This window comes from Actinoplanes sp. NPDC023936 (genome assembly GCF_040639325.1).
In the GTDB taxonomy this organism is placed as follows: domain Bacteria; phylum Actinomycetota; class Actinomycetes; order Mycobacteriales; family Micromonosporaceae; genus Actinoplanes.
In genome coordinates this window covers 57581-82969 of sequence record NZ_JBEZZR010000023.1, presented here as the reverse complement: position 1 = coordinate 82969, position 25389 = coordinate 57581, and the positions used below count along the sequence as shown (strand labels likewise).

16 protein-coding genes are annotated in these 25389 nt (G+C 71.1%); 12 read left to right on the top strand and 4 right to left on the bottom strand.

Translation table 11 applies throughout. The features are described 5' to 3' along the window. Nucleotides 1-83: 83 nt before the first annotated feature. Both AB0F72_RS26595 and AB0F72_RS26590 read right to left on the bottom strand, forming a co-directional pair. Complete coding sequence (locus AB0F72_RS26595) at nt 84-425, bottom strand: STAS domain-containing protein (RefSeq protein WP_360436235.1); 342 nt, start codon at nt 423-425, stop codon at nt 84-86. Nucleotides 426-980: 555 nt separating this feature from the next. Next, a complete protein-coding gene (locus AB0F72_RS26590; protein ID WP_360436233.1) occupies nt 981-2792 on the bottom strand; it encodes a copper resistance protein CopC in 1812 nt (603 codons plus the stop codon). A gap of 109 nt (nt 2793-2901) precedes the next feature. Between AB0F72_RS26590 and pgm the strand changes: the two genes are divergently transcribed. The 3 genes from pgm (at nt 2902) to AB0F72_RS26575 (ending at nt 8278) form a co-directional block, all read left to right on the top strand. Next, entirely contained in the window at nt 2902-4551 is a 1650-nt protein-coding gene (gene pgm, locus AB0F72_RS26585) for a phosphoglucomutase (alpha-D-glucose-1,6-bisphosphate-dependent) (RefSeq protein WP_360436231.1), read from the top strand. Between the two features lie 74 nt (nt 4552-4625). After that, nucleotides 4626-6929, top strand: coding sequence for an EAL domain-containing protein (locus tag AB0F72_RS26580; protein WP_360436229.1), 2304 nt, complete (start codon nt 4626-4628; stop codon nt 6927-6929). Nucleotides 6930-6934: 5 nt separating this feature from the next. Beyond that, the gene (locus AB0F72_RS26575; protein WP_360436227.1) at nt 6935-8278 is read left to right on the top strand and encodes an MFS transporter; all 1344 of its coding nucleotides are present in this window, start codon (nt 6935-6937) and stop codon (nt 8276-8278) included. A gap of 523 nt (nt 8279-8801) precedes the next feature. Here the strand turns inward: AB0F72_RS26575 and gndA are convergent. Next, nucleotides 8802-10241 carry an NADP-dependent phosphogluconate dehydrogenase gene (gene gndA / locus AB0F72_RS26570; RefSeq protein WP_360436225.1) on the bottom strand — a complete coding sequence of 480 codons (1440 nt, stop codon included), beginning with the start codon at nt 10239-10241 and terminating at the stop codon, nt 8802-8804. 138 nt (nt 10242-10379) lie between these two features. Between gndA and AB0F72_RS26565 the strand changes: the two genes are divergently transcribed. The 5 genes from AB0F72_RS26565 (at nt 10380) to AB0F72_RS26545 (ending at nt 16549) form a co-directional block, all read left to right on the top strand. Then, complete coding sequence (locus AB0F72_RS26565; RefSeq protein WP_360436223.1) at nt 10380-11786, top strand: GGDEF domain-containing protein; 1407 nt, start codon at nt 10380-10382, stop codon at nt 11784-11786. Nucleotides 11787-11909: 123 nt separating this feature from the next. Beyond that, entirely contained in the window at nt 11910-12224 is a 315-nt protein-coding gene (locus tag AB0F72_RS26560) for a type II toxin-antitoxin system PemK/MazF family toxin (RefSeq protein ID WP_360436221.1), read from the top strand. A gap of 157 nt (nt 12225-12381) precedes the next feature. After that, nucleotides 12382-13986: a SpoIIE family protein phosphatase gene (locus AB0F72_RS26555; RefSeq protein WP_360436219.1), complete on the top strand. Its 1605-nt coding sequence runs from the start codon at nt 12382-12384 to the stop codon at nt 13984-13986. 28 nt (nt 13987-14014) lie between these two features. Then, entirely contained in the window at nt 14015-15283 is a 1269-nt protein-coding gene (locus AB0F72_RS26550) for an erythromycin esterase family protein (protein WP_360436217.1), read from the top strand. Nucleotides 15284-15445: 162 nt separating this feature from the next. Then, on the top strand, nt 15446-16549 hold the full coding sequence (locus tag AB0F72_RS26545; RefSeq protein ID WP_360436215.1) for an alpha/beta fold hydrolase: 1104 nt from the start codon (nt 15446-15448) through the stop codon (nt 16547-16549). A gap of 49 nt (nt 16550-16598) precedes the next feature. Here the strand turns inward: AB0F72_RS26545 and AB0F72_RS26540 are convergent, their stop codons facing one another. After that, nucleotides 16599-20615, bottom strand: a complete 4017-nt coding sequence (locus tag AB0F72_RS26540) for an NB-ARC domain-containing protein (protein WP_360436213.1) — start codon at nt 20613-20615, stop codon at nt 16599-16601. A 178-nt stretch (nt 20616-20793) separates the two neighbouring features. Here AB0F72_RS26540 and AB0F72_RS26535 point away from each other — a divergent pair, with 178 nt between their 5' ends. From AB0F72_RS26535 to AB0F72_RS26520, 4 genes are all read left to right on the top strand, one after another. Continuing rightward, on the top strand, nt 20794-21000 hold the full coding sequence (locus AB0F72_RS26535; protein WP_360436211.1) for a hypothetical protein: 207 nt from the start codon (nt 20794-20796) through the stop codon (nt 20998-21000). A 78-nt stretch (nt 21001-21078) separates the two neighbouring features. Further along, entirely contained in the window at nt 21079-22692 is a 1614-nt protein-coding gene (locus tag AB0F72_RS26530) for a methyl-accepting chemotaxis protein (protein WP_360436209.1), read from the top strand. Nucleotides 22693-23267: 575 nt separating this feature from the next. Then, on the top strand, nt 23268-24815 hold the full coding sequence (locus AB0F72_RS26525; RefSeq protein WP_360436207.1) for a S1 family peptidase: 1548 nt from the start codon (nt 23268-23270) through the stop codon (nt 24813-24815). Nucleotides 24816-24857: 42 nt separating this feature from the next. Continuing rightward, entirely contained in the window at nt 24858-25382 is a 525-nt protein-coding gene (locus tag AB0F72_RS26520) for a hypothetical protein (protein WP_360436205.1), read from the top strand. The last annotated feature ends 7 nt before the right edge of the window (nt 25383-25389 follow it).

The following is a 25389-nucleotide window of genomic DNA, read 5'->3' as shown; positions in this document are numbered from 1 at the left end:
TCGGGTGCTCGGTAGTCGGGTGTTCAGCAGTCGGGTGCTCGGTAGTCGGGTGTTCAGCAGCCTGGTGCTCAGTAGTCCGGTGCTCAGCTGTCCGGGCGGTTGGCGACGGCGTCGTCGACGGTCGGGTAGACGCCGAGGCGCTGGGCCAGCCCGACGGTGTCGAGCAGCTGTTCCAGGAATTCGCCGGGTGCGGCCAGCCGCAGCCAGCCACCGGCGGCCCGGGCCCGGTTGTGCCCGGTCACGAACGTGCTCAAGCCGATCGAATCGCAGAAGTCGACACCGGACAGGTCGACCACGACACGTGGCTCGGGTCGGCCGAGAGCCTCGTTGAGGCAGACGGCGAGGGACGGGGCGCTGTCGAGATCCAGATTTCCTCGTACCGTCACCACGACGGTGCCGGATCTCTCGTCAAGGGAGACATTCACCAACCCCATCTGCCCAGAAACCGCCCCCGACTCACCTGCGACCCACCCCGACCAGCCGGCCGTAGCCCGCGCAGGGTACGCGGCCGGATGAGCTGCGTGCGCGACGGCTCGGGTGGCGGTGCTCGCTGGGCGGGTTGCAGGCGGGGCAGCGGACGGGGCGGCGGACTTGAGCCGACGAGGGCGGACGAGGGTGGACGAGGGTGGACGAGGGCGGACGAGGGTGGACGAGGGTGGATGAGGGCACACACAACGTCGTGGTGAGGTCTCACCTGTGCCAGGGCGGCGGTGCGGGCACACGGACGGCTTCCGTGTGCTGCTGTCCCCGCTGGTGCGGGCTTCGGTGTGCTCCCGTCGCGGTGCCTGCGCCACATCGTGTGCCCTGATCCTGCCGGACGGCCTGCTGGACGGGCTTGCTGGACGGCCGGCTCGACGGGCCTGCTGGACGGGCCTGCTGGACGGGGCGTCGGCCGACGGCGACCGCGCCCCGGGAGCCAAGGCCTACTCAGCCCGAGCGTTCGACTCAGCCCGAGCGTCCGACTCAGTCCGAGCGTCCGACTATCCGGGCTGCTGGCGCGGGACCTCGACGGTCGTCTTGACGGTGGCCCGGTTCAGCTCGTCGACCCGGATCGTGAAGGCGATCTCGTAGGTGCCGGGGACGGGGAAGGTGACGGTGCCGAGCGCCTGGTGCTCGATCGGCAGCGCGGCGAACGGCTCCTTCACGGCTTCCAGGTTCTGGCTGACCAGGCGGGTGGTGAGCTGCCACTCGGCGGGGGCGAGGGGCGCCCCGGCCGGGGTGTAGAGGAACGCGTGCACCGTGTTGTACTCGCCCAGCTCCACCGGATAGACGTTGAACTGCACGGTGTAGAGCGGGCTGCTCAGCGTCTCGGACAGTCCCTTGCCGGTGACCGCGCGGTCGCGTGCGCCGGCGGTCCGGCCCGGGTCCACCTGCACCAGCACGGCGCTCAGCCCGAGGATCAGCACGGTCGCCACGATCTCGACGGCGACCGTGCGGCGCAGCCGGGACGCGCCGGTTCCGGCCACCCGGGTGACCAGGCGGCGGGCGGCGGCGGCCAGGGCGAGGACTCCGGCGAGGAGCCCGAGTTTGGCGAGCAGCAGCCGGCCGTACCCGGTCTGCCAGAGCGCGGGGAGCGCGCCCAGCTGGACCACCGCCTGCACCGATCCGGCGATCGCGAGCCAGGCGACCGCGAGGACCGCCCAGCGGGACCAGATCGGCAGCAGCACGCCGAGAACGCGCCGGTCGGTGCCGCGCAGCAGGAATCCGAGCAGCGTGCCGAGCCCGCCGATCCACACCGCCATCGCCGCGAGGTGAACCACGCCCACCGCGACGGTCACGGCCGGCAGCGGTGCGGCGATGGCGTGCCCGGTCAGCGGCCAGGTAGCGAGTCCGAGAACGGTCAGCAGGAGCACTGCCGCAGCCAGCACTGGCGACTGGCTGGTCCGGCTGGTCCGGCCGGTCGTCAGTGCTGTTGTGTGCCCGATTTGTGAACGCTGAGAGCCAGCTGGACCAGCTGGACCAGCTGGACCAGCCGGCGGCGTGGTGAGTGCGCCCGCGGCGACGGCGACCAGCTGGGGTGCTTCGACGACCGGCTCGGGAACGCGGGACGGCCGCCGGGCCGGGCCGCGCAGCAGGGCGGGAAGGAGGACCGCGAGGACGGCCAGCACCGCCAGGCGGGCCACCAGCAGCAGGCCGAACTGACTGGTCAGCACGGTGGTCAGCTCCGCCGCGGAGACCTGCCACAGCGCGCCGCCGCTGCCCTGCTGCGCCTGGGTGCCGAGCGCGCCGAGAGTGGCGACCGCGGTGAGCGCGAGACCGATCCGGATCATCCGGAGCGGGCCCGTGCGAGAACGCCGGCGCGGCCACAGGAACGCCAGGAAGAGCGCCGGTCCGGTGATCAGCGCGAGTCCCCCGTACCCCAGGAACTTGAATGTGGGAACCGCGACGGTGACCGAAGGATGCGAGCCGGTGGCGGTCGCGGCCTCGGGCGTCGCCGAAGGCGCGCCCACCGAGAAGGTGACGGCGCCGCCGACCGGGTGACTGTCCGCGGAGATCACCCGGAAGCTGACCAGGTAGGTGCCGAGCGGGCGGCTCGCCGTGCGGACCGGGATGCGCAGGACGCTTCCCTCCACGACCGGCGTCGCGTTGATCCGCTCGCCGTCCGGGGCGATCACCTGGATCTGGCCGCCGACCGGGGCGACCGGTTCGCTGAACGTGACGGTGACCTCGGTGGGGGAGACGCCGACGACGCTGCCGGGCGCCGGGCTGGACCCGACCGTGGCGGCGTGGGCGGACGCCGGGCGCGGCGCGGCGGTAAGCGCGCCCAGCACGATGAGCAGGAGCAACAGCACGCGTGGAACAACCCGGGTCACAAGAGGTAGTTCGGATGGTGCGGGGGAAAGGTTCAACCGGGCCGCTCGATACGATTCCGCACAGGTCCACGCTCCAAAGGAGGCCGCGATGTCCACCCACCCCCGCGCCGGCACGCCCGCCGAACCGGCTGATCTGATCGACGTGCCCAAAGTCATCTCGCGTTACTACACGGAGCACCCGGATCCGTCCCAGGCGGGACAGCGGGTCGCGTTCGGCACGTCCGGGCACCGGGGCTCCAGCCTGCGGACCGCGTTCAACGAGGACCACATCGCCGCCACCAGCCAGGCCATCGTCGAGTACCGCAGGGAACAGGGCACCGACGGGCCGCTGTTCCTGGCCCGGGACACGCACGCGCTGAGCGAGCCCGCGATGATCACGGCGCTCGAGGTGTTCGCCGCCAACGACGTCACCACGCTGATCGACAGCCGGGACGGGTACACGCCGACGCCCGCCCTGTCGCACGCGATCCTCACCTACAACCGGACCCGCGCGCGCAACGACGGGCTCGCCGACGGCGTGGTCGTCACGCCGTCGCACAACCCGCCGGACGACGGCGGCTTCAAGTACAACCCGCCGAACGGCGGGCCGGCCGACACCGACGCCACCAAGTGGATCCAGGACCGGGCGAACGAGCTGATCGCCGGCGGCCTCAAGGGCGTGCGGCGGATCAGCGCGGTCCGGGCCCGCGAGTCGGCCACCGTCTCCGGGTACGACTTCCTCGCCACCTACGTGGACGATCTCCCCTCGGTGATCGACATCGAGGCGATCCGGCGGGCTGGTGTCCGGATCGGCGCGGACCCGCTGGGCGGGGCGAGCGTCGCGTACTGGGGTGAGATCGCCCAGCGGCACGGTCTGGACCTGACCGTGGTGAACCCGGCGGTGGACCCGCGGTTCGGCTTCATGACCCTGGACTGGGACGGCAAGATCCGGATGGACTGCTCGTCGCCGTACGCGATGGCGTCGCTGATCGAGCAGAAGGACCGGTTCCAGATCGCCACCGGCAACGACGCGGACGCCGACCGGCACGGCATCGTCACCCCCGACGGCGGGCTGATGAACCCGAACCACTACCTCGCGGTCGCGATCGGGTACCTGTTCCGGGCCCGCACCGACTGGCCGGCCGGGGCCGGCATCGGCAAGACGCTCGTCTCCTCCTCGATGATCGACCGGGTCGCCGCCGACCTCGGCCGCCGCCTCGACGAGGTGCCGGTCGGCTTCAAGTGGTTCGTGCCGGGCCTGCTCGACGCGTCGATCGGCTTCGGCGGCGAGGAGAGCGCCGGAGCGTCGTTCCTGCGCCGCGACGGCAGCGTGTGGAGCACCGACAAGGACGGCATCCTGCTCGACCTGCTGGCGTCCGAGATCCTGGCCGTCACCGGCGAATCGCCCAGCGCGCACTACCGCTCGCTCGTCGCGCGTTTCGGCGAACCCGCCTACGCGCGGATCGACGCGCCCGCCACCCGCGAGCAGAAGGCGATTCTGGGCAAGCTCTCGCCGGAGCAGGTGACCGCCAAGGAACTGGCCGGCGAGCCGATCACCAGCGTGCTGACCAGCGCGCCCGGCAACGGCGCGGCGATCGGCGGGCTCAAGGTGGTGACCGGGTCCGGCTGGTTCGCGGCCCGGCCCTCCGGCACCGAGGACGTCTACAAGATCTACGCCGAGTCGTTCCAGGGGCCCGAGCACCTGGCTCGCATCCAGGAGGAGGCGCGCGGCGTGGTCTCGGCGGCGCTGGAAGGATAGAACTCAGGTTGGGCTGGTCCCCGCCGACTGGTTCTGTGTCGAGTCCGCCAGTCGGCGAGGAGCAGTCGGAGACCGTGAGCGCACCCGAAAGCCAGCGAGCCGGAGGGCTCGCTCCGGTGGTGGTGGCCGCAGGTGCCATCGTCGCGGTGCTGCTGTGGCTGCTGATGCGCGCCGAATCCGACGTGACGCTCGGCTATGCGGGCGGGCCGGTCGCGCTGGCCGCCGCGCTGTACGCCAGCTGGCGGGTCACCCGGCAGCCGCGGCTCGCCCGTCCGGTGCGCACGTTCTGGCGCCGCCTGGAGTACGCCTCGGTCTTCCTCCTCATCGCCTCCTGCGTCTCGCTCGCGCGGGCCAACAACAACACCGGGCTGTCGGTGCAGACCGCGGTCCCGATGCTGTTCGGCGTCGTGCTGCTGATGCAGGCGTTCCTCGGGCTGCCCGGGCCACGGCGCACCGCTTCCGGCTGGCTGCGCGCGCTGCTGGACGCCGCGACCGTCGCCGTGGCCAGTGCGCTGATCTTCTGGTACGTGGTGCTCGACCTCGCACCGGACGGGACGTCGCTCGTCGCCCGTACCGCCGCGGCGATCGTCGGCGTCGGCGGCGTGCTGCTGCTCGTGATGATCGGCAAAGCCGCTGCCCGGCCGGAGACCATGGTCGAGCCGATGGCGCTGCGGGTGCTCACCGTCGCGCCGATCGCCGCGATCGCCGGCAACATCCTGCTGATCGCGGGAGCGGACTGGAGCCGGCTGGCGCTGTCCGTGCTGGCCCTGCCGCTGGTCGGCGCGGCGGTCTGCGTCGGCGCGGCGCTGCAGCGGCGAGCGCTGGCCGGCGAGCCGCGGCCGGCCCTCGAACACCGGTCGCTCTTCAACCTGCTGCCGTTCCTCGCGGTCACCGCGACGGCCGGCCTGGTCGTCACGGTCAGCGCCCAGGAGATGACCAACCGGCAGCGTACGGTGATCATCGGCGCTGTGCTGATCGCCGGTTTCGTGGTCGCCCGCCAGCTGCTCAGCCTGCGGGAGAACACCATCGCGCTGCGCGGGATCCGCCGCCAGCAGGCCGAGCTGGAACGGCTGGCGCTCAGCGACTCGCTCACCGGCCTGCCGAACCGCACCCGGTTCGGCGTGGCGCTCGGCGAGCGGCTGGACGCGTGCCTGCCGGCCACCGCCCTGCTGATCGACGTCGACGACTTCAAAATGATCAATGACACGCTCGGCCCGGCCGCCGGCGACCAGCTGCTCCACCAGGTCGCGATGCGGCTGCGCGACTGGTGCGCGGAGAACGAACTGGTGGCCCGGCTCGGCGGCGACGAGTTCGCCGTGCTGCTGCCGGTCGACGACCCGCGGACCGCGGAGGAGGCCACCGGGCGGCTGCTGCGCGCCCTCGCCGACCCGTTCCACTTCGGTGACCAGCACCTGCTGCTGCACGCCAGCGCCGGCATCGCGATCGCCGAGCAGGGCGAGACCGCCGACGAGGTGCTGCGCAACGCCGACATCGCGATGTACGCGGCCAAGGAGTCCGGCAAGGCGTCCTGGATCCGGTTCGAGCCGCAGATGCGGCAGGACATGGTCAGTCACGCGCTGCTCGCCAGCGAGCTGCGCACCGCGATCCTCCGCGGCGAGTTGCGCCTGCTCTACCAGCCCGTCTTCGACCTGGTCACCGGCCGTCTCGCCGGTGCCGAGGCCCTGGTCCGCTGGCAGCACCCGCAGCGCGGCTTCGTCTCACCCGCCGAGTTCATCCCGGTCGCCGAGCGGTCCGGGCTGATCGTGCCGCTCGGCTCGTGGGTGCTGCGCGAGGCCTGCGAGCAGCTCGCCCGCTGGCGTGCCGAGCACGGCAGCGCCGCCATCGAGGCGATCAACGTCAACGTGGCGGTCCGCCAGCTGCGCGAGGCAGCCTTCGTCGACGAGGTCGCGGCGGTGCTCAGCGACACCGGGCTGACCCCGGTCAACCTGATCCTCGAGGTCACCGAGTCGTCGGTGGTCGACGGCTGGCAGGTCCGGGCCACCCTGGAGGCGCTGCACGACATGGGCGTGCGGCTCGCGCTCGACGACTTCGGCACCGGCCAGTCGTCGCTGAGCCTGCTGCGGGCTTTTCCGGTCGACGTGCTCAAACTCGACAAGTCGTTCGTCGACGGGATCGCCGACGGGGAGGACCGGGGACGGCTCGCGGTGGCCGGCGCGGTGGCGCAGCTCGCCGAACATCTGCACCTCAAGGCGGTGGCCGAGGGCATCGAGAGCCAGGCGCAGGTGGACCGGCTGCGGGCCATGGGTTACCGGTACGGGCAGGGCTTCTTCATGGCGCGACCGCTGCCGGCCGCCGAGTGCGGCGCGCTGATGGCCGATTCTCGCTGGACTTCCACCACTGTTGAGGTCGTACCTTAACGGGCATGACCTCCATCCAGGGCCATGTGAAGACCTTCTATCAGATCCTCGCCAACACGCTGCTGGTGTCGGTCATGAACTACACCGTGTGGTTCGCGGTGACCTTCTGGGTCTATCTGCAGACGAAATCGGTCTTCGCCACCGGAATGGTCTCCGGCATCTTCCTGGTGCTGACCGCGGCGACCGGCATCTGGTTCGGCAGCGTCGTCGACGGGCACCGCAAGAAGACCGCGCTGCAGGCGTCGGCGGCCGCGTCGCTGCTCTTCTACGCCGGCGCGTTCGCCGTCTACCTGATCACCCCGGCGGACGATTTCCACGACCCGGCGAGTTTCGCGCTCTGGGCGCTGATCCTGCTGCTGATGTTCGGCGTGATCGCCGGCAACATCCGGACGATCGCCACGCCCACCCTCGTCACCCTCCTCATCGAGGAGAACACCCGGGACCGCGCCAACGGCCTGGTCGGCACGGTCACCGGCACGACGTTCCTGACCACGTCGGTGATCAGCGGCGTGCTGGTGGCCTTCGACGGGATGCGCTCGGTGATCATCCTGGCGATGGCGGCGCTCGGCCTGGCGATCCTGCACCTGTCCTTCGTGACCATCCCCGAGCGAGCCGTTCCGCACGGCGAGACTCCCGGGAAGAGCGGCGTCGACATCCGCGGCACCCTGCGGATCATCGCGGGAGTGCCCGGGCTGACCGCGCTGATCCTGTTCAGCATGTTCAACAATTTCCTCGGCGGCGTCTTCATGGCGCTGGCCGACGCCTACGGGTTGTCACTGGTGTCGGTGCAGGCGTGGGGACTGCTCTGGGGCGTGCTCAGCACCGGCATGATCCTCGGCGGCATCGCGGTGTCCCGGACCGGTCTGGGCCGTCAGCCGGTGCGGCTGCTGCTGCTGATCAACGTGGCGCTCTGGGCGATCATCATCGTCTTCCCGCTGCGGGCGTCGATCTGGTGGCTGGCCGTCGGCTTCTACCTGTACATGCTGCTCATGCCGTACGCGGAAGCCGCCGAGCAGACCATCCTGCAGAAGGTGGTGCCCTACGAGCGGCAGGGCCGGGTGTTCGGGCTGGCGCAGAGCGCGGAGCAGGCCGCGTCCCCGCTCACCGCGTTCCTGATCTCGCCGATCACGCAGTTCGTGTTCATCCCGTTCATGACCGACGGGTGGGGCGCCCGGGAGATCGGCCCGTGGTTCGGCACCGGCGCGGACCGAGGGATCGCGCTGGTCTTCGTGCTGACCGGGATCATCGGGGTGATCGCCACGGTGCTGGCGCTGATGAGCAGGCCTTATCGGCGGCTGAACGCCCGGACGGCCGGTGCTCCGGTGGAGCCGGCTGCGGCGGCGCTCTGACCGGGGGGCTGTTGTGGTTCCCGTCCCGAGCCGCGGTCGGGGCTGGTTGTGGGGCGGCGTGACCTGCGTGGACTACGGCTGGGTGGCGCGCGGGTGTCGCGAGCCGTAGTCGGCGCAGGTTGTGGGGCTGCGTGACCTGTGTGGACTACGGCTCGGGACCGTCGGCCGTAGCTCAGCCCTGTGATCAAGCTGTGTTTGCCTGTGTGGGCTACGGCCGGGGGTCGCGAGCCGTAGCTGGGGCAGGTCATAACGCCGTTTTGCCTGCGTGGGCTACGGCTCGGCGGCGCGCGGGGGTCGCGAGCCGTAGCTGGGGCAGGTTGTGGGGCGGCGTGACCTGTCTGGACTACGGCTGGGTGTCGCGAGCCGTAGCTGGGGCGGGTAACGGGGGTACTTGCCTGGAATACGGCTCGGGCTGGCCCGGCGGGGGACCGGCCCGGTGGGAACCGGCCCGGTGGGAACCGCCCCGCCGACCGGATGGCGGTCGGCGGGGCGGGCGGGGCGGGCGGGGCGGGGAGGAAGCGGATCAGGCGTCGATCTCGCGCCGGTCGTCGGTTGCCCAGAGGGTGTGGAACGAGCCCGGCTTGTCCACCCGGTGGTAGGTGTGCGCGCCGAAGAAGTCCCGCTGACCCTGGATCAGCGCGGCCGGCAGGCGCTTGGCGCGCAGGCCGTCGTAGTAGGCGAGCGCCGACGCGAAGCCGGGCGCCGGGATGCCCTGCTGGGCCGCGGTGACGACGACCCGCCGCCAGGCGTCCTGCGCGCCGGAGACGGCGTCCAGGAAGTAGTCGTCGACGAGCAGCGTGGCCAGTGTGGGGTTCTTGTCGTACGCCTGCTTGATGAAGTCCAGGAACTTGGCGCGGATGATGCAGCCGGCCCGCCAGATCTTGGCCATCGCGCCGGGGTCGATGTCCCAGCCGTACTCGGTGCTGGCCGCCTGGATCTGCTGGAAGCCCTGCGCGTAGGCCACGATCTTGGAGGCGAAGAGGGCCTGCTCGACGTCGGCGACCAGGTCGCCGTTGTGCACGCCGGAGTTCGCGGCCGGTCCGGGCAGGTTCGCGGTGGCCGCGGCGTCACGCACGTCGGCGCCGCCGGAGAGGGCGCGCGCGAAGACCGACTCGGCGATGCCGGAAACCGGAACCCCGAGATCAAGAGCCGCCTGTACGGTCCACCGCCCGGTGCCCTTCTGCTCCGCGCGGTCGAGCACCACGTCGACGAACGGCTGACCGGTCGCCGCGTCGGTCTGCTTCAGCACCTCAGCGGTGATCTCGATGAGGTACGAGCCGAGCCGCCCGGAGTTCCAGTCGCCGAAGACCTGGGCGATCTCGGCCGGCGTGTGCCCGCCGACCTGACGCAGCAGGTCGTACGCCTCGGCGATGAGCTGCATGTCGGCGTACTCGATGCCGTTGTGCACCATCTTGACGAAGTGGCCGGCGCCGTCCGGGCCGACGTGCACGCAGCACGGCTCGCCGTCGACCTTGGCCGAGATGTCCTCCAGCAGCGGGCCGAGCGCCTGGTACGACTCGGGCGAGCCGCCCGGCATGATGCTCGGGCCGTGCAGGGCGCCCTCCTCGCCGCCGGACACGCCGGTGCCGACGAAGTGCAGGCCGCGCTCCTTGAGAGCGGCTTCCCGGCGCCGGGTGTCCGCGAAGTGCGCGTTGCCGGCGTCGATCAGCATGTCGCCCTCTTCGAGCAGCGGCGCGAACTCGTCGATCACGGCGTCGGTGGCCGGACCGGCCTTCACCATGATGACGACGCGGCGGGGACGCTCCAGGCTCGCGACGAACTGCTCGGCGGTCTCGGCGGGCAGGAACGTACCCTCGTGGCCGAATTCCTCGACCAGTTCCTTGGTGCGCCCGTAGGACCGGTTGTGCACCGCCACGGTGTGACCGTGCCGGGCGAAGTTACGAGCCAGGTTGCGGCCCATCACCGCCAGGCCGGTGACTCCGATCTGCGCCTTCTGCGACATCACTGCGTCCTTCCTCGAAACCCCGCGGTGTTACGGGTTCCCGCCGTCATTCTTACGGGTTCGGGCGGCCAGAGGTTCGATCGTGCCCACGTGTTGAGCAAGCTCAGGTCGTGGCGGGCGCGACCGATGGATTGGCTCGTGACCCGTTTTCTCGGCGTGTCCGTCTACCTGGTGGTGACCGGCGCACTGACCGCAGCCATGCCGGTGGCGCCCCCGCCCGGGCGGCAGCTGGTGATGCTGCTCGTCTCGCTGCTGGCCGGCGTGGCGGTGCTGACCGTCCTGCCGCGGGTGGCGGTGACCGAGCGGGCCCCGTACCGATGGCTGGCCCTGGGTCTGTGCTGGCTGGTCGGCTCCAATGCGGTGAATCTGGCCGCCGAGGGGCCGCACAGTGCGGCCGCCGAGACGCTGGTGGCGGTCAGCCACGCTCATCTGCTGATCGCCGCGGTGCTGCTGGTGCTGCGGCGCGGCCGGGACGACGTCGGCGGCCTGATCGACGCCAGCGTGGTCGCGATCGTGGTGGCCGCGCTCACCTGGACCGCGCTGCTGCAGCCGGCGCTCAACGCGGCGCGGGTCGTGGTGGGCCGGCAGACCATGCTGCTGACGACCGTGCTGCTGCTCGCCGGCGTGCTCGGCGCGATGCTCCGGCTCGTGGTGATCGCCCGGCGGCCGCCGCTGCCGCTGGCGCTGCTCGCCGCCGCGATGGTGTTCGACCTGGCCGGCGCGACAGCGGCGGCCACCGCGACCGGCACGATCACCGGGTCGTCCTCGGCCGGCCGCGAGATGCTCTTCGCCATCACCTACCTGCTGGTCGGGCTGGCCACGCTGCTGCCCGGCGCGGAACGGATGGCGCAGCCCGGCCCGGCGCCGAAGGAGCGTCCGTTCCGGATCCGGGTGATCTTCCTGACCGCTGCGGTCACGGTGGTGCCGCTGGTCGCCGCGGCCCGGGAGTTCCTCGGTGCGCGCGGTGACACCGCGCTGCTGACCGTCGGCAACCTGCTGATCGTGGTGCTCGTCGCGATCCGGGTGGCCCGTCTCGCCGAGCAGCGCGAGATCGCCGAGGCCCGGATGCGCCACCAGGCCACCCACGACCTGCTGACCGGCCTGCCGAACCGGGCCGAGCTGTGGAACCGCCTGGACGCCGCGCTGGCCGCCGAACGCGACGCCGGCCGGCCCGAGGTGGTGCTGCTCTTCTGCGACCTCAACGGCTTCAAGGCGGTCAACGACCGGCTCGGCCACCTGGCCGGCGACCGGCTGCTCACCGAGGTGGCGGCCCGGCTGCGCGCCGGCCTGCCGGACGGTGACACGGTCGCCCGGTACGGCGGCGACGAGTTCGTGCTGCTCTCCCACGGGCCGGGCGCTGCCGAGCGGCTCGCCGACCACGTCCGGGGCGCGCTGAGCGCGCCGGTGGCGATTTCCGGCGAGACGGTACGGGTGGGCGCCAGCGTGGGCACGGTCTGCTCCGATGGACTGCTCGACGCCGACGAGTTGATCCGCCGGGCCGATCAGGCGATGTACCGGGACAAGGCGGCGCGCCGCGCGGCGTGACGCGGCTTCGCCGTAACAGGACGGTAGGCGGCACGCGGCGGGGTGGCGCGGGCCGCGATCGGGGCGGCGGTACGCTTCCAGCCATGCCGAGCCGGACGACGCCGCCCGCAGGACACTGCTGACGTGCGCCGCGGGGAGATCTGGACCATCGGCGACCGTTCCGACCTGCGATACCGCGTGCTCGTGCTCTCCGGGGACAGCTACAACGAGCGGTCCAACGCCGCCCCGTTCTGCGCGCCGATCGTGCGCCAGCGCGGCGTCACCGAACTCCCGCCGTACGCGGTGGCCCTGACCGAGCAGGACCCGATCACCGGCGTCGTGGTGATCAACCGGATGCGCCGGCTGCCCGCGTCGACGGGCGCCGAGCGGATCGGCATGGTGACCGGCGCGAGCATGGCCCGCCTGACCGAGGCGATCCGGTCCCTCTTCGAGCTCTGAGCCCTTGTCCGGGGTGCCGGTGGCCGAACGCCCGACGCCCGACCGGGTGACCGCGTGACGTGATGTCGCAGGCGGGAGCCCGGCCCGGATGATCGGAGGATGCGGCGCCCGCGCGGCCTGGCGTAAGCAGGAGCCCAGAACGGGCGGGAGGTCTCCGGTGGGCAGTCAGGCGTACGCGCAGGCGTTGAGCACGCTGGGTCCCGACGCGAGCGACGCGTCGCCGGAGGCGGCCCGGATCCGCGTCGAGCGGGCCGCCGGGTTGCTCGCCGGCCGGGCCCGGTGCCGGCTCGCCGAGGCGCACCGCCACCTGGTGCGGATGGCGGAGGCGCAGGACTGCGAGGTGGCCGAGATGGCCGTCCGGGTCACCCGGCTGCTGGACAACGTGCAGGAGGGCGCCGCGTCACCGGTGCCGCAGATGCTGGCCGCGCTCGGCCGCGACGAGCCGGCCGGCCGCAAAGAGCCGCTCGGCCGCGACGAGCCGGCCGGCCGCAAAGAGCCGCTCGGCCGCGACGAGCCGGTCGGGCACCGGCCGCCCGGCGCCCGGCGCGACCACCCGCAGCGGGAGCGGGACCGCCTGGCCGACATGGAGGAGCTCGGCAGGCTCGGCTGGGGCGAGTGGGATCTGGTCAGCGGCGAGATCTACTGGTCGCCGCAGATCTATCGGATCTACGAGCGGGACCCGGCCCTCGGCCCGCTCAGCCAGGAGGAGGCGGACCGGGCGGCGGTCGCCGACGACCAGCCGCTGCGGCTCGCCGCCCTGGACGCGTTCCGCCGCTCGGAACGGGTCGATCTGATCAGCCGGGTGCGGATCGGCGGCCGGGTCAAGCATCTGCGCACGGTCGCCGACGCGGTCCGGGACGCCGACGGGCGGCCGCTGCGCATCTACGGCATCGTGCAGGACGTCACCGAGCAGCAGATCGGGGCGGAACGGCTCGCCGCTGTCGAGCACGAGCTGGACGAGCAGCGCCGGGCGTCCGCCGCCGAGCACGACCTCACCGCCCGGCTCCAGCGGATCATCCTGCCGATCCCGGAGGAGCCGATCGAGCTGCCCGGCCTGAAGGCGGCCGTCCGCTACCTTCCGGCCACCGAGGAGACCATGGTCGGCGGCGACTGGTACCACGCGGCGGCCCTGCGGGACGGCGCGGTGCTGCTCGCGGTCGGCGACGTCGCCGGGCACGGCACCCCGGCGGCCACCACGATGGCGCAGCTGCGGCACGCCCTGCGGGCGCTCACCGTGATCACCAGCGATCCGGGCACCCTGCTCGGGCACCTCAACCAGCTCACCTGCGAGCTGGGCACGCAGACTCCCGAGGTGGCCGCCACCGCGGTGATCGCCCGCTTCGACCCGGTCCGCCAGGAGCTGGTCTGGGCACAGGCCGGCCATCCGCCGCCGCTGCTCAGCCGGGACGGCCGCACCCGGCCGCTGGCGCGCCCGCCCGGGCCGATGCTCGGTGTCGTCGACGGCGCCGTGTACCCGGACGCGGTCACCGGCTTCCTCCCCGGCGACGTGCTGCTGCTCTACACCGACGGCCTGGTCGAGCACCGCGGGCAGTGCCTCGACACCGGGCTGAACGCGGTGATCGCCACGGTCGACGAGGCGGTCCGGGCGTCGCCGGCGCGCCCGCTCGCCGAGCTGGTGGCACGTCTGCGCCGGGCCAACCCGGACGACGACACCTGCGTGCTGGCGGCCCGCCCGCTGCCCGGCCGGGCGCGGCCGTCCCGCCCGGACCGTCTCGCCGATCTGGCTAAGTCGGACGTATAGGGCGCAACGCCCGGGGTACCGGACCAGGATGATCCGGTACGGGGACGAGGTGGCGTCCATCGCCCGGCCGTTGCGTGACCCGGGGGACCTGGAGGTTCTCCTGGATCGGGCAGCCGGCGCGCGGGTCGTCCAGATCGGCGAGGCCACCCACGGGACACACGAGTTCTACACCTGGCGGGCCGCGCTGACCCGGCGGCTCATCGAGGAGCGCGGGTTCTCCTTCGTGGCGGTCGAGGGGGACTGGCCGGACTGCGATCGGGTGGACGCCGCGGTGCGGTGCGCGCCGGGCGCGCCCGAGGACCCGCGGGCCGCCCTGATCCGGTACGACAGGTGGCCGACCTGGATGTGGGCGAACGAGGAGACCGTCGACTTCACCCGCTGGCTGCGCGACTTCAACGCGCGGCGGCCGCCCGGCGACCGGGCCGGCTTCCACGGGCTCGACGTCTACTCGCTCTGGGAGTCGATGCACCAGATCCTGACCTGGCTGCGCGAGCACGACCCGGACCTGGTGCCCGCGGCGCTCGACGCGTACCGGTGCTTCGAGCCGTTCGCCGAGGACCCCAACGCGTACGCCTGGTCCACCCAGTTCGTCTCGGCCGGCTGCCAGGAGAACGTGGTCCGGATGCTCGCCGCGCTCAAGGACCGGGACTTCGGGGTGTGGCAGAACGCCGAGGTGGTGGCCGGCGCCGAGGGCTACTACCGGAGCATGGTGCAGGGCGGGCCGGAGGCCTGGAACATCCGGGACCGGCACATGGACCAGACCCTGGACCGTCTGCTGACCCGGTACGGGCCGGGATCCAAAGCGGTCGTCTGGGCGCACAACACCCACGTCGGTGACGCCCGTGCCACCGATCAGTCACGGTACGGGGAGGTCACTCTCGGCCAGCTCGCCCGGGAGCGCTTCGGCGACGACGAGGTCGTGCTGGTGGGCTGTGGAACGTACCGGGGAAGTGTGGTGGCCGGGCCCGCCTGGGGCGCCCCGATGGAGGTGATGGGCGTGCCGGAGGCACGGCCGGACTCGCTGGAGGACGTGCTGCACGCCGCCGCGCCACGGTGCGGCCTGTTCGTCTTCCCCGCCGGGACCGACGGGCCGGACCTGCTCACGACCGTATTGGCCCATCGGGCGATCGGTGTGGTCTACCAGCCGCACCGGGAACGCTGGGCCAACTACGTGCCCACGATCCTGGGCGGCCGCTACGACGCGTTCCTCTGGTTCGACGAGACGCACGCGCTGCGCCCGCTGCACACCCTGCGGGTGGACAGGCGCGAGCCGGAGACGTTCCCGAGCGGCGTCTGAAACGTTCTTCGTAAAGATCGGCTTAAATGGATCTTCGCTTTGACGCAATCGGCGATTCCACATCGGATAGGTGGCTAGGCATCTGTGTACCTGAATATGGATTCGGTTGCCGGTGATCGGTTTTAGGCTGAGCCCTCAAATCTTTCAGGGAACGGGGTCTACATGAAATCACTGTCACATGTGCTGCTCACGGCGCTACTCGCTGTCAGCGGCACGGTCGCCGCCACCGCCCAGCCAGCGGCCGCGGCAGCCCTGCCCGGCGTCGTGCTGACCAGTTCGGCCGCCACCCTGCCGGCCGAACTGGCGCCGCTCGCCACCGGCCGCCGCATCCAATACGTCACCACCGGATTGACCGGAAACGTCATCACCGCCACCGGTCTGATCATGACTCCGAAAACCGGGAAGAACGGCAAGATCGTCGCATGGGGGCACGGCACCACCGGCCTCGCCGACAAATGCGCGCCGTCCACCAATCAAGCGGTCTTCTGGGAGGAGGCGCGCATCGCGGTCGCCGAACTGCTGAGCCGCGGCTGGACCGTCACGGCCCCGGATTACCCCGGATTGGGTACGGCACAGGCGCACCCGTACCTGATCGGCGCCAGCGCCGGCCGGTCACTGATCGACAGCGTCAAAGCGGCGCGCAACCTCGACACGTCTCTCTCCACCCAGTACGTCGTCGACGGGCACTCGCAGGGCGGGCAGGGCGCGCTCTTCGCGAGCCAGCTGGCGCCCTCCTACGACGGGACGCTCGTGCTGAAGGGCACGGCCAGCATCGCCCCGGTCTCCAACACCGAGCAGATCATCCCGGTCATCGCCGGAACCGAAGGGCAGGGATACCTGGTGATGGCCCTGTACGGGCTGGCCGCGGTGGAGCCGACCTTCCACCCGTACTCGGTCCTGGCCGCCCCGGCCGAGGCGAAGACTCCGGTGCTGAACACCGGCTGTCTCTACGAGATCCTCGCCGCCTATCAGAACTTCACCGCCGCGCAGCTGGTGAACGGCGGGCAGGTGCCGGCCGCGGTGGTCACCAAGCTGGCCTCCTACCAGAACCCGGCCCAGACGGCGCCGAGCGCGCCGGTGCTGATCGTGCACGGCACGGACGACGAGGCGGTCCCGTTCTTCCTCTCCACGGACTACCTGGTGCCGCAGATCCAGGCGTACGGGGTCCCGGTCACGTTCCTCGGCCTCCCGGACGCCGACCACGACGAGGCGGTGATCGAATCCGCCGACTACGTGGCGGACTGGATCGCGACCCGCTTCGCCTGACCCCGTTCTCCGCACCAGCAGTGAAGCCCGGCGGCGATCCCGCCGGGCTTCACTGCGCGCCGGAGGCCTCGCCGGGGTGCAGGAGGTCGAAGGCGTGAAGCCCGCACGATGCCGCCACATAGATCACCCGGCCATCGGCGGAGACGGCGCAGTCGTTGATGTGCCCGTCGACGCGCATGCCGGCGAGCGGCTCGCCATAGGAGTCGAACACCTGCACGCTTCGTTCCCGGGTGACCGCGAACCAGGCACTGTCCGGTGCGATGACGACGCGGCGGCGGCTGAAAACGCTGGGTTCGCCGATCCGGAATCGGCTGGTGCCGTCGGCCGTGGTCCATCCGCGCACGTCGGTGCCGACCGCGGTGAGCCAGGAGCCGTCCGGGGCGCACGCCACGGCACCGCCGCCGAAATGGTGCGGCACCTCGATGCCGAGCCGACGTTCTCCGCTGGTCGTATCCCACAGCTCGACACCCGGGTACGGATTCGATCGCGCACCGTTCTGCTGCGTGATCAGGGCGGCGCCGTCCGGCGTCGGGGCGATCGATGACACCGCCCGCCCCGGCCCGATGTCGATCACCAGTCGTGGAGTGCCCTCCACGAGCCGCCCGAGGCGTACGGTGGAGAGAGTCGGGTCGGCGGGCGAGCCGAGCCCCGTGGTGGCGAACCAGTCGCCGCCGGGCGCGATGGCGATGCTCCCGACGCCGGTGGGATGGCCGCTCTGAATCTCCCATCGCACCGTCCAGGTGCTGGTGTCCCAGAGCCGAACCAGCGATTCTCCCCGCTTCCCACCGTGACTTCTGCCGTCCGCCGACAACAGCCACCGCCCGTCCCGTGACAACGCCATGCTCTGTACGAAAGCGCTGTCGATGTGAGCGCGGTGTATCACCGACCCGGTGAGGGAGTCACGGACCTCGAGCGCGGGATGCCCCACGGTACGGTCGTGGTTGATCGTGGCCAACCAGGACCCGTCCGGAGCGACGACGATGTGCGGGGTCTGCCAGGAGACCATTGCGCGCAGTACGAGCCGGACGTGACCCGTTCGGGCATCGCGGATCAGCAGCGCGTTGTCCGTTGCCCACTCGTGCGCGACCACCCAGCCGCCTGCCGCCGGCACGTGCGCTTCCCGGCAGGCGGACGCGGCGGCGGTGGATCGGGACCGTGTCGCCCCAGCGGTGTTCCAGATGCGGATCGCCGGATCGCCGAGTATGCCGCCGGCGGTCGCGATCCAGCGCCCGTGCGGAGCGATGCCGACGCCGCAGGCCACTCCCAATGTCCCGGTACCGATGACCCCACGTGATTGTCCGGTGTGGGCATCCCACAGAACGAGTGCGGTGTTGTCATTCTCCGTGACGGCGAACCATCGGCTGTCCGGTGCTACAGCGATCGACGCACGGCTTGTCGGTGAGTCGACTTCCATGGTCTGGAGAAGCGCGCCGTCGGCGCTTCTCCAGACCTGTACGAGAGTGTCACCGGAGTGACCCGACGCGGTCACGGTCGCGAGCCACCGGCCATCGGGCGACGCCGTGACGCGTGGGAAGCCGCTGTAACTCACGTCGATCTCGGCCCGGACCCCGCCGGTCATGGTGTCCCGGAGGTGAGCCGTGACATTGCCGGCATCATCGACGTGCGGTGAAGCGATAGTGACGATCCAGTCACCGTCGGGAGACACGCTCAGGCACTCGTCGATGGGATCGCTCAGATTCAATTCATGCACCAGGGTGGCGGTCGAGGTGTCCCAGAAACGCCACACCGGGTCCTCGGCATCCTTGGTGATGAGGCGGGTGCCGTCGCCCGTCAGGGACATCTGCTCGACACCATGGAGGTGCCCGGTGTCGAGCGTCCGGATCTCCGTGCCGTCATCCGGATCGAACAGCCGGATGACGGCGCTGACCCGATGTCGCATCGAGGGTCCGGGCGGATCGATTCCGCACACAGCGATCCACCTGCCGTCGGCGGGTGTCACCACGCTGACGGAGGCGTCCTGAAAGCCCGTGTTCACGGTGGATCTCCGGGTGCCCCGTCGCGGATCCCACACGGTGAGCGTCCTGAACTCCGCGCCGTGATGGTGCGCGTATCCCCATAACGGGCTGGACACCAGGAGGGATCCGTCGGCGGCATGCGCCAGCACCTCGCACCCGACGTTGTCGGCCGCCGTCATCGAAGCCAGCAGCTTTCCCGTCTCGGGATCCCAGCACTCGACGACGGGATGTCTCTCCCAGGTGCGTAACAGGATCGCGCCGCCGGCGGCGAGAATGATCTGGCTCGGCGCGCCCGTCGGGGAGTAATGACTACCGCCGAACACGCGGACCAGTTCCGGGGAAGACGTGTTCGGCGGTGCCCATCGGTTGACCAGGCGATGCCGTGCCACGGGCTCCCCGGGCAGGTGGCGGCCCGGCATGCGGCTGGCCAGGATGTCGCCGAGCGCGTGCGGCGGTTCCAGCGGGTCGAGGAGGTGGGCGTTGCGCCGGATCACCGCGCCGACGGCCCCGGCCTCGGCGGTCTGCGGGATCGCGGTGTCCGCCTCGGCGGCTGCCGGGCCGTCGTGCCGCAACCGGTAGGTCAGCCAGCGCAGGTCGGTGACCAGCGCCGTCGCGTCGCGGCCGGCCTCGTGGAGATGGCGGACCAGGTGGTGACGGAGATAGGGCAGCTCGGGCGGGAGCTCCCACCACGCCTCCGCGAGGCAGGCCGCCGCGTCCACGAGCTTGCCGTGGATCCCGGCGATGTCCGGCTTGATCTCCATGCGCAGGTGGGCGCGGAGGACGTCGTGCAGCCGGACCGCCCGGCCGTCGAAGCCGATCAGCGAGGCGTCGGCCAGGGCCCAGCAGAGTTCGTCCGTCTCGAAGTCGTCGAGACCCCACAGCAGGCCCGCGATCCGAGCTGGGATCTCCTCGCCTTCGGCGAAGACGGCCAGTTCCCGGTACCGATCGCGGACCGCGGGCGGCAGGAACTCGACGCTCGCGCCGACCGACGCCGCGACCATGCGGTCCCGGCGCTGCTCGTTGCTGAACGACCCGCCGTCCATGCTCGCCGGACCGGTCGTGTGCAGGCGATCCGCGACCGCCGAACCGGCCACCGCGGGGTCCCGGCCGGCCTCGACGCGGCGGACGATGGCCCGGTTCGCGATGCCGAGCAGCAGGGGCCAGCCGCCGGTCAGCGTGATCAGCTCGGCCATGATCCGCGCCGGCAGGCCCGGGGTGCCCCGGGACAGTACGGATGCCGCCTGCTCGGCGGACATCTCCGGCACCCGCACGGCCGGTTCGCCGGCCAGCGAGGGCAGCCGGAACCGGGTGGTGACGATCAGGCGCGCTGATCTGGCGGCGGCCAGGAACGGGCGGATCTGGTCGTCGAGCCAGACGTCGTCCACGGCGAGGAGCACTCGGCCGTCCCGGGCATCGAGCGCCGCACCGAGCCGGAAGCCGGCCTGCAGCGGGTCGGTCGTCAGTGGACGGTTGCCGGTCAGCTGCTCGGTGAGGTCGTTGACCCGGGCCGCGAGTTCCGCGCCCCGCAGATCCTCGCCGAGTTCGGCCCAGAGTGCGCCGCCGTCGTGGGCGGCGACCACCGAAGGATGGTGGCAGGCCTGCTTCAAGAGGCTGGTCTTGCCGAATCCGCCGGCCCCGTGCACGGCGGTCAGGACGACGGAACCCCGGGTCAGCGCGGTGACGACGGCGTCCAGGAGCTCGGGCCGGGGGATCAGGTCGTCCTCGGGGCGGGGCACGTTCCAGTGGCGGGGGCCGGTGTCCCGGTCGCCGGCGCGGGCCGCCTCCCAGGACCGCCGCCACGTGGCGGCGTCGTACAGGTCGGAACGGCCGGGGCGGCGGCCACGGCCGAGCTCGAACAGCACGGTCAGGACGGCGGCCAGCTGGCGCCAGTCGTGCGGGACGTGTTTCGCGGTGCGCCAGGAGCTGAGGCGTTTGTGATCGAACGGGCGCAGCCCGGTGTAGTCGGCGGGGCGGACACCCTCCACCCGGCGGGCCGTGATCCGCTCACCGGCCTGACGGGCGACAGCCTGGTTCGTCGGGCTGCCCGCGCAGTCGAACAGCTCGGTCAGCCGGTCGGAGAAGGCCGTCACGGTCGTCAGTCCTTTCCCGGTGAACATCCGGAGCGGGAGAGGTCCGGAACTCCGGATCAGCGGCGGTGAGCAGGGGATGGGCCGGCTCCGGCGACGCCGGTCGTGGCGGCCGGGCGGACCGGGCGGGTCAATGGTGGCGCTCCGCCCGCCAGGCTATCCACTCGTCACAGGAGTCACCATGTCCACTGTCGTCTCACTCGTACTGATGGCTCTCGCTCTTGCCGTGATGTTCGCGCTGCTCATCGCCGCCGCCACCGGCTGGCTCGCGTACGTCGGAGGCGTCGCTCCGGCCGCCGCGATCCTCCGCGCGGGTGTCGCGTTCGGTGGCACGCTGACCCTGCTGATGGGGTTGGTGGGAATCGTTGTGGCGGTTGTGCAGCGATGAGATGGGGGACCGCTCGTTCCGAGTCCTTTCCCGTCCCGACTGGGCACGCAGTCCCGGATTGCGTCCTACGGTAAGGCTGTGAGCTCGGACAACTCCGGTAAGCGCGGCGGGTTCGTGGCGGACCTCAGCGTCAAGGTCAAGATCCTCGGCGCGGTGGCGCTGGCGGCCGTGGTGGCGCTCGTCGTGGGCATCAGTGGGCTGATGTCACTGGGCGAGGTCAGCGACAAGGCCCAGCTGATCTACGAGAGCAACGTGGCGAGCATCAAGGCCGTGGGGCAGATCAGGGCCACCGTCCTGCAGACCCGGTCCGACGTCGCCAATCAGGCGCTCTCCCCGGACGCCGCCTCGGTCACCAAGTTCACCGAGGCGTTCCGGGACGACCTCACCGCCTTCGACGAGGCGATGACCGCGTACCGGAACAGCATGCCGGCCGGTGACCCGGACACCATCGACCACCTGCAGACCGAGTGGGACGCCTACACCGAGCTGGCGGAGGGGACGCTGCTGCCGCTCGGCGCGAAGAACCAGCTGGCCGCCTGGTCCAAGGTGCGGGACACCCAGACCATCCCGCTGTTGCAGACGATCTACGCCGACATCGCGGAGCTGGACAGCACCGAGACCGCCGACGCGGCCAAGAACGCGACGGCCGCGAAGGACACCTACGAGAACAACCGGATCGTCCAGATCGTCCTGCTCGTCGTCGGGCTGGCGCTGGCGCTGGCCCTGGCCGCCTACGTCGCGATGCGGATCGTGAAGTCGATCGGCGCGGTGCAGCGGGTGTGCGAGGCCCTGGAAGCCGGCGATCTCACCCAGCGGACCGGCCTGACCAACAACGACGAGACCGGCCGGATGGGACGGTCGCTGGACGCCGCGGCCGTCTCGCTGCGCGGCGCGATCGTCACGATCGAGGGGTCGGCCGCGTCGCTGGCCGGGGCGAGCGAGGAGATGACCAGCACGGCCGCGCAGATCGCGTCCTCGGCGCAGGAGGCCTCGGACCAGTCGGCGGCCGTCTCCAGCGCCGCGGAGGAGATCTCCCGCAGCGTGGACACGGTGTCGGCCGGCGGCGAGGAGATGGGCGCCTCGATCCGGGAGATCTCGCACAACGCCAGTGAGGCGGCCCAGGTCGCCGCGGAGGCGGTCGGGCTCGCCGCGGCCACCTCCAGCACCATGAACAAGCTGGGCGAGTCGTCCGCCGAGATCGGCAACGTGATCAAGACGATCACCGCGATCGCGGAGCAGACGAACCTGCTCGCCCTGAACGCCACCATCGAGGCCGCGCGGGCCGGCGAGATGGGCAAGGGATTCGCCGTTGTCGCGAGCGAGGTGAAGGACCTCGCGCAGGAGACCGCTCGCGCCACCGAGGACATCTCCCGCCGGGTCGAAGCGATTCAGGTCGACACCGAGGGCGCCGTCGAGGCGATCGAGAAGATCTCCACGGTGATCGCCCGGATCAGCGACTTCCAGACCACCATCGCGTCCGCTGTGGAGGAACAGACCGCGACGACGGCCGAGATGAACCGCAGCGTCTCCGAGGCGGCCACCGGAACCGGCGACATCTCCCGCGGCATCACCGGCGTGGCACAGGCCGCCGTCAATACGAGTCAGGGCGTGGCGGAGACGCAGCAGGCGATCGCGGAGCTGGCCCGGATGTCGACGGATCTGAACACGCTGGTGTCCCGGTTCCGGGTCTAGGGAAACCCCGGGACGTGAATCAGCCTGCGTAATCGACTATCTGACGCATTTCGACAGCGCCGTACCGAGCGGTGGGTAGCTGCTCCGCCACCGCGGTCGCCGCATCGAGGTCGGCGATGACCTCTCCCGGCCGGCCGCTGGCCGCTCTCGACCGCGCTCGCCCCGTCGCGAACCGCCACTTCATGACGATCTCCTTGATCCGTTGAGCTTTACACGCTGACGTTGAGTTCGAGGGTGGTGTGACGGACCCGGCCGTCGACGAGCACGGAGATCGGAATCGGACAGTCCGCTAGGCACAGGAGTTCGGCAGGTCATCGTTGCCCTCTGCGGCCCCGGTGACCGAGGGCGCGCGCCCCGATGCCGCGCCCGATTGTCCATTACAGATCTCTTCGCCGCCGTCCCGGATCCTGTGCAAATGATCATATGGCGATCGGCCACCACCGGTCGCCCGCTTCGAAGATGATCACCTCGTCATCGGACGATGACCACGTGTTGTGCTCCTAGAGGTTCGTCGATGGCGGAGGGCGCCCGACCATCGGCGTTCCCCGTCGAGCTCGGATCTGAGGAACACATCTATGAGGAAGACAGGGGCCCGAGGGCGGGTCGCGTTGTTCACCGCGGTGCTGCTGGGAGCGAGTCTCGTACCGGCCGGCGCCGCCCAGGCGGTCGGTGGTGGAGCACCCGCCACGGACGCAGGGCTCGCGTTCAGCGTGAAGCTCACCTTCGGTGATCTGGTGCGCTCGTGCACCGGCACGCTGGTCAACCGCTGGTGGGTGCTCACCGCGGCATCGTGTTTCAACGACGGCAGCGGCGTCGTCGCGGGTGCGCCGAAACGCACGACCACGGCGACGATCGGCCGGCTCGACCTGAGCAGCACGGTGGGTCAGGACCGCACGGTGCGGGCGATCGTCCCGCATCCGGACCGGGATCTGGTCCTGGCCCGGCTCACCGACGAGGTCACCGGCATCACCCCGGTGACGATCTCGACGACGGCACCGGCCGTCGGGGAGACGCTGGTCGCGGCCGGGTACGGCCGGACCGCCGACACCTGGTACCCGACCAAGCTGCACACCGGTGACTTCACCGTGACCGCGGCGGGCACCACCACCGTCGACATCACCGCCGCCGACAAGGCGACGATCTGCAAGGGCGACGCGGGCGGGCCGCTGCTGCGCCGCACCGGCAGCACCTATCAGCTGGTCGGGGTGCACAACCGCTCGTACCAGGGCGGCTGCCTCGGCGAGACCGCGACGCGTCGTGACGCGGTGGAGACCCGCGCCGACGACCTGGCGTCGTGGATCTCGACGACTGCGAGCCTGCCGAACGCGCTGCAGGTCGGCGTCACCGACACCCGCGTCGGGGTGCGGCAGGGCGACTACGGCACCCGGCTCAAGGAAGGCGGGCTCAGCGCCGGCTGGACGACGCTCATGGCCAACGCCAAGGACATCGTGGTGGTCAGCGACCGCATCGGCGTGCTCACCCACAATGGCGAAGCCTGGGTCAAGGACGGCGCGGTGAGCGCGGGCTTCGTCCGGGTCTTCACCGGGGTCCGAAAGCTGGTGCTCTCCCCCAACCGGGTCGGTGTCCTCACCACCGGCGGCCTCGCCAAGGTCAAGGAAGGCGGCCTGAGCACCTCCTGGGTCGACGAATACTCCGGCGTGCACGACCTGTCGATCACGGACACCCGCATCGGCATCACCGCCGGCCTCAACCGCGTGATGCGGATCAAGGAGGGCGGGCTCAGCGCCAGCTGGCACCAGCCGATGATCCAGGTCGGGACAGGCGTGGAGGGCATCGTGCTGTCCGGCAACCGAGTCGGCAGGTATGGCCTGAACAGGTCCGCATCGGTGTACGAAGGCCCGATCGACTGGAGTGGAACCACCTACACCCTGGCGTCCACCGGCGCCAAGGAGCTTCAGCTCAAGGACGACCGGGTCGGTCTGCTCACCACCGACGGCGTCGCCAAGGTCAAGGAAGGCGCGCTGGGCAACGACTTCGTCACCCAGTACTCGGGGGTACACGACCTCGACGTCAGCGCCAGCCGCGTCGGCATCGTCACGCTCGACGGCTCGGCGATGGTCAAACACGGTGGCCTCAGCGCCCAGTGGACCCCCGTCTGGTGACGACCGCCGTCCTCATCGACCTTCTCCAGGAAGAGCTGACTGATGCGTAACCCCTTGAAGATCGCGGCCGGCGCGGCCGCTGCCGTCGCCGCGCTGTTCGTCGTCGCCGCAGTCCCGGCCACCGCCGACGACGCCGCCGACACCCCTGCCTCCGCCGTCGAGGACCACATGTACCCCGGCGCGGCCGGCATCCTCGCCGAGAAGAACGTCAAGCTGCTCACCGGCGACGGCAACATCCTGTTCATCGACTGCTCCACCCCGGCCATCGGGGACATCGGCAACATCGAGGTCTACACCACCGATATCGACATCAACGGTGGCAACCCCCTCTGCTTCCGGGTGAGCGGCAACAAGGGCCTGCTCAACATGGAGGTCCCTGCGGTCTTCGAGATCCGCGGCGACGGTCAGGAACCCGGCACCGGTCACGCCATCACCGCCACCGTCAAACCCGACGGCGGCACCGCCAAGACCGTCACCGTCGACCCCGACGGCAGCACCCAGGTCGGCATCACCGAGGACCCGCCCGGCCCCCCGACCACCCTGCTCCAGCTGAAGGTCACGGGCTGACCCCAGC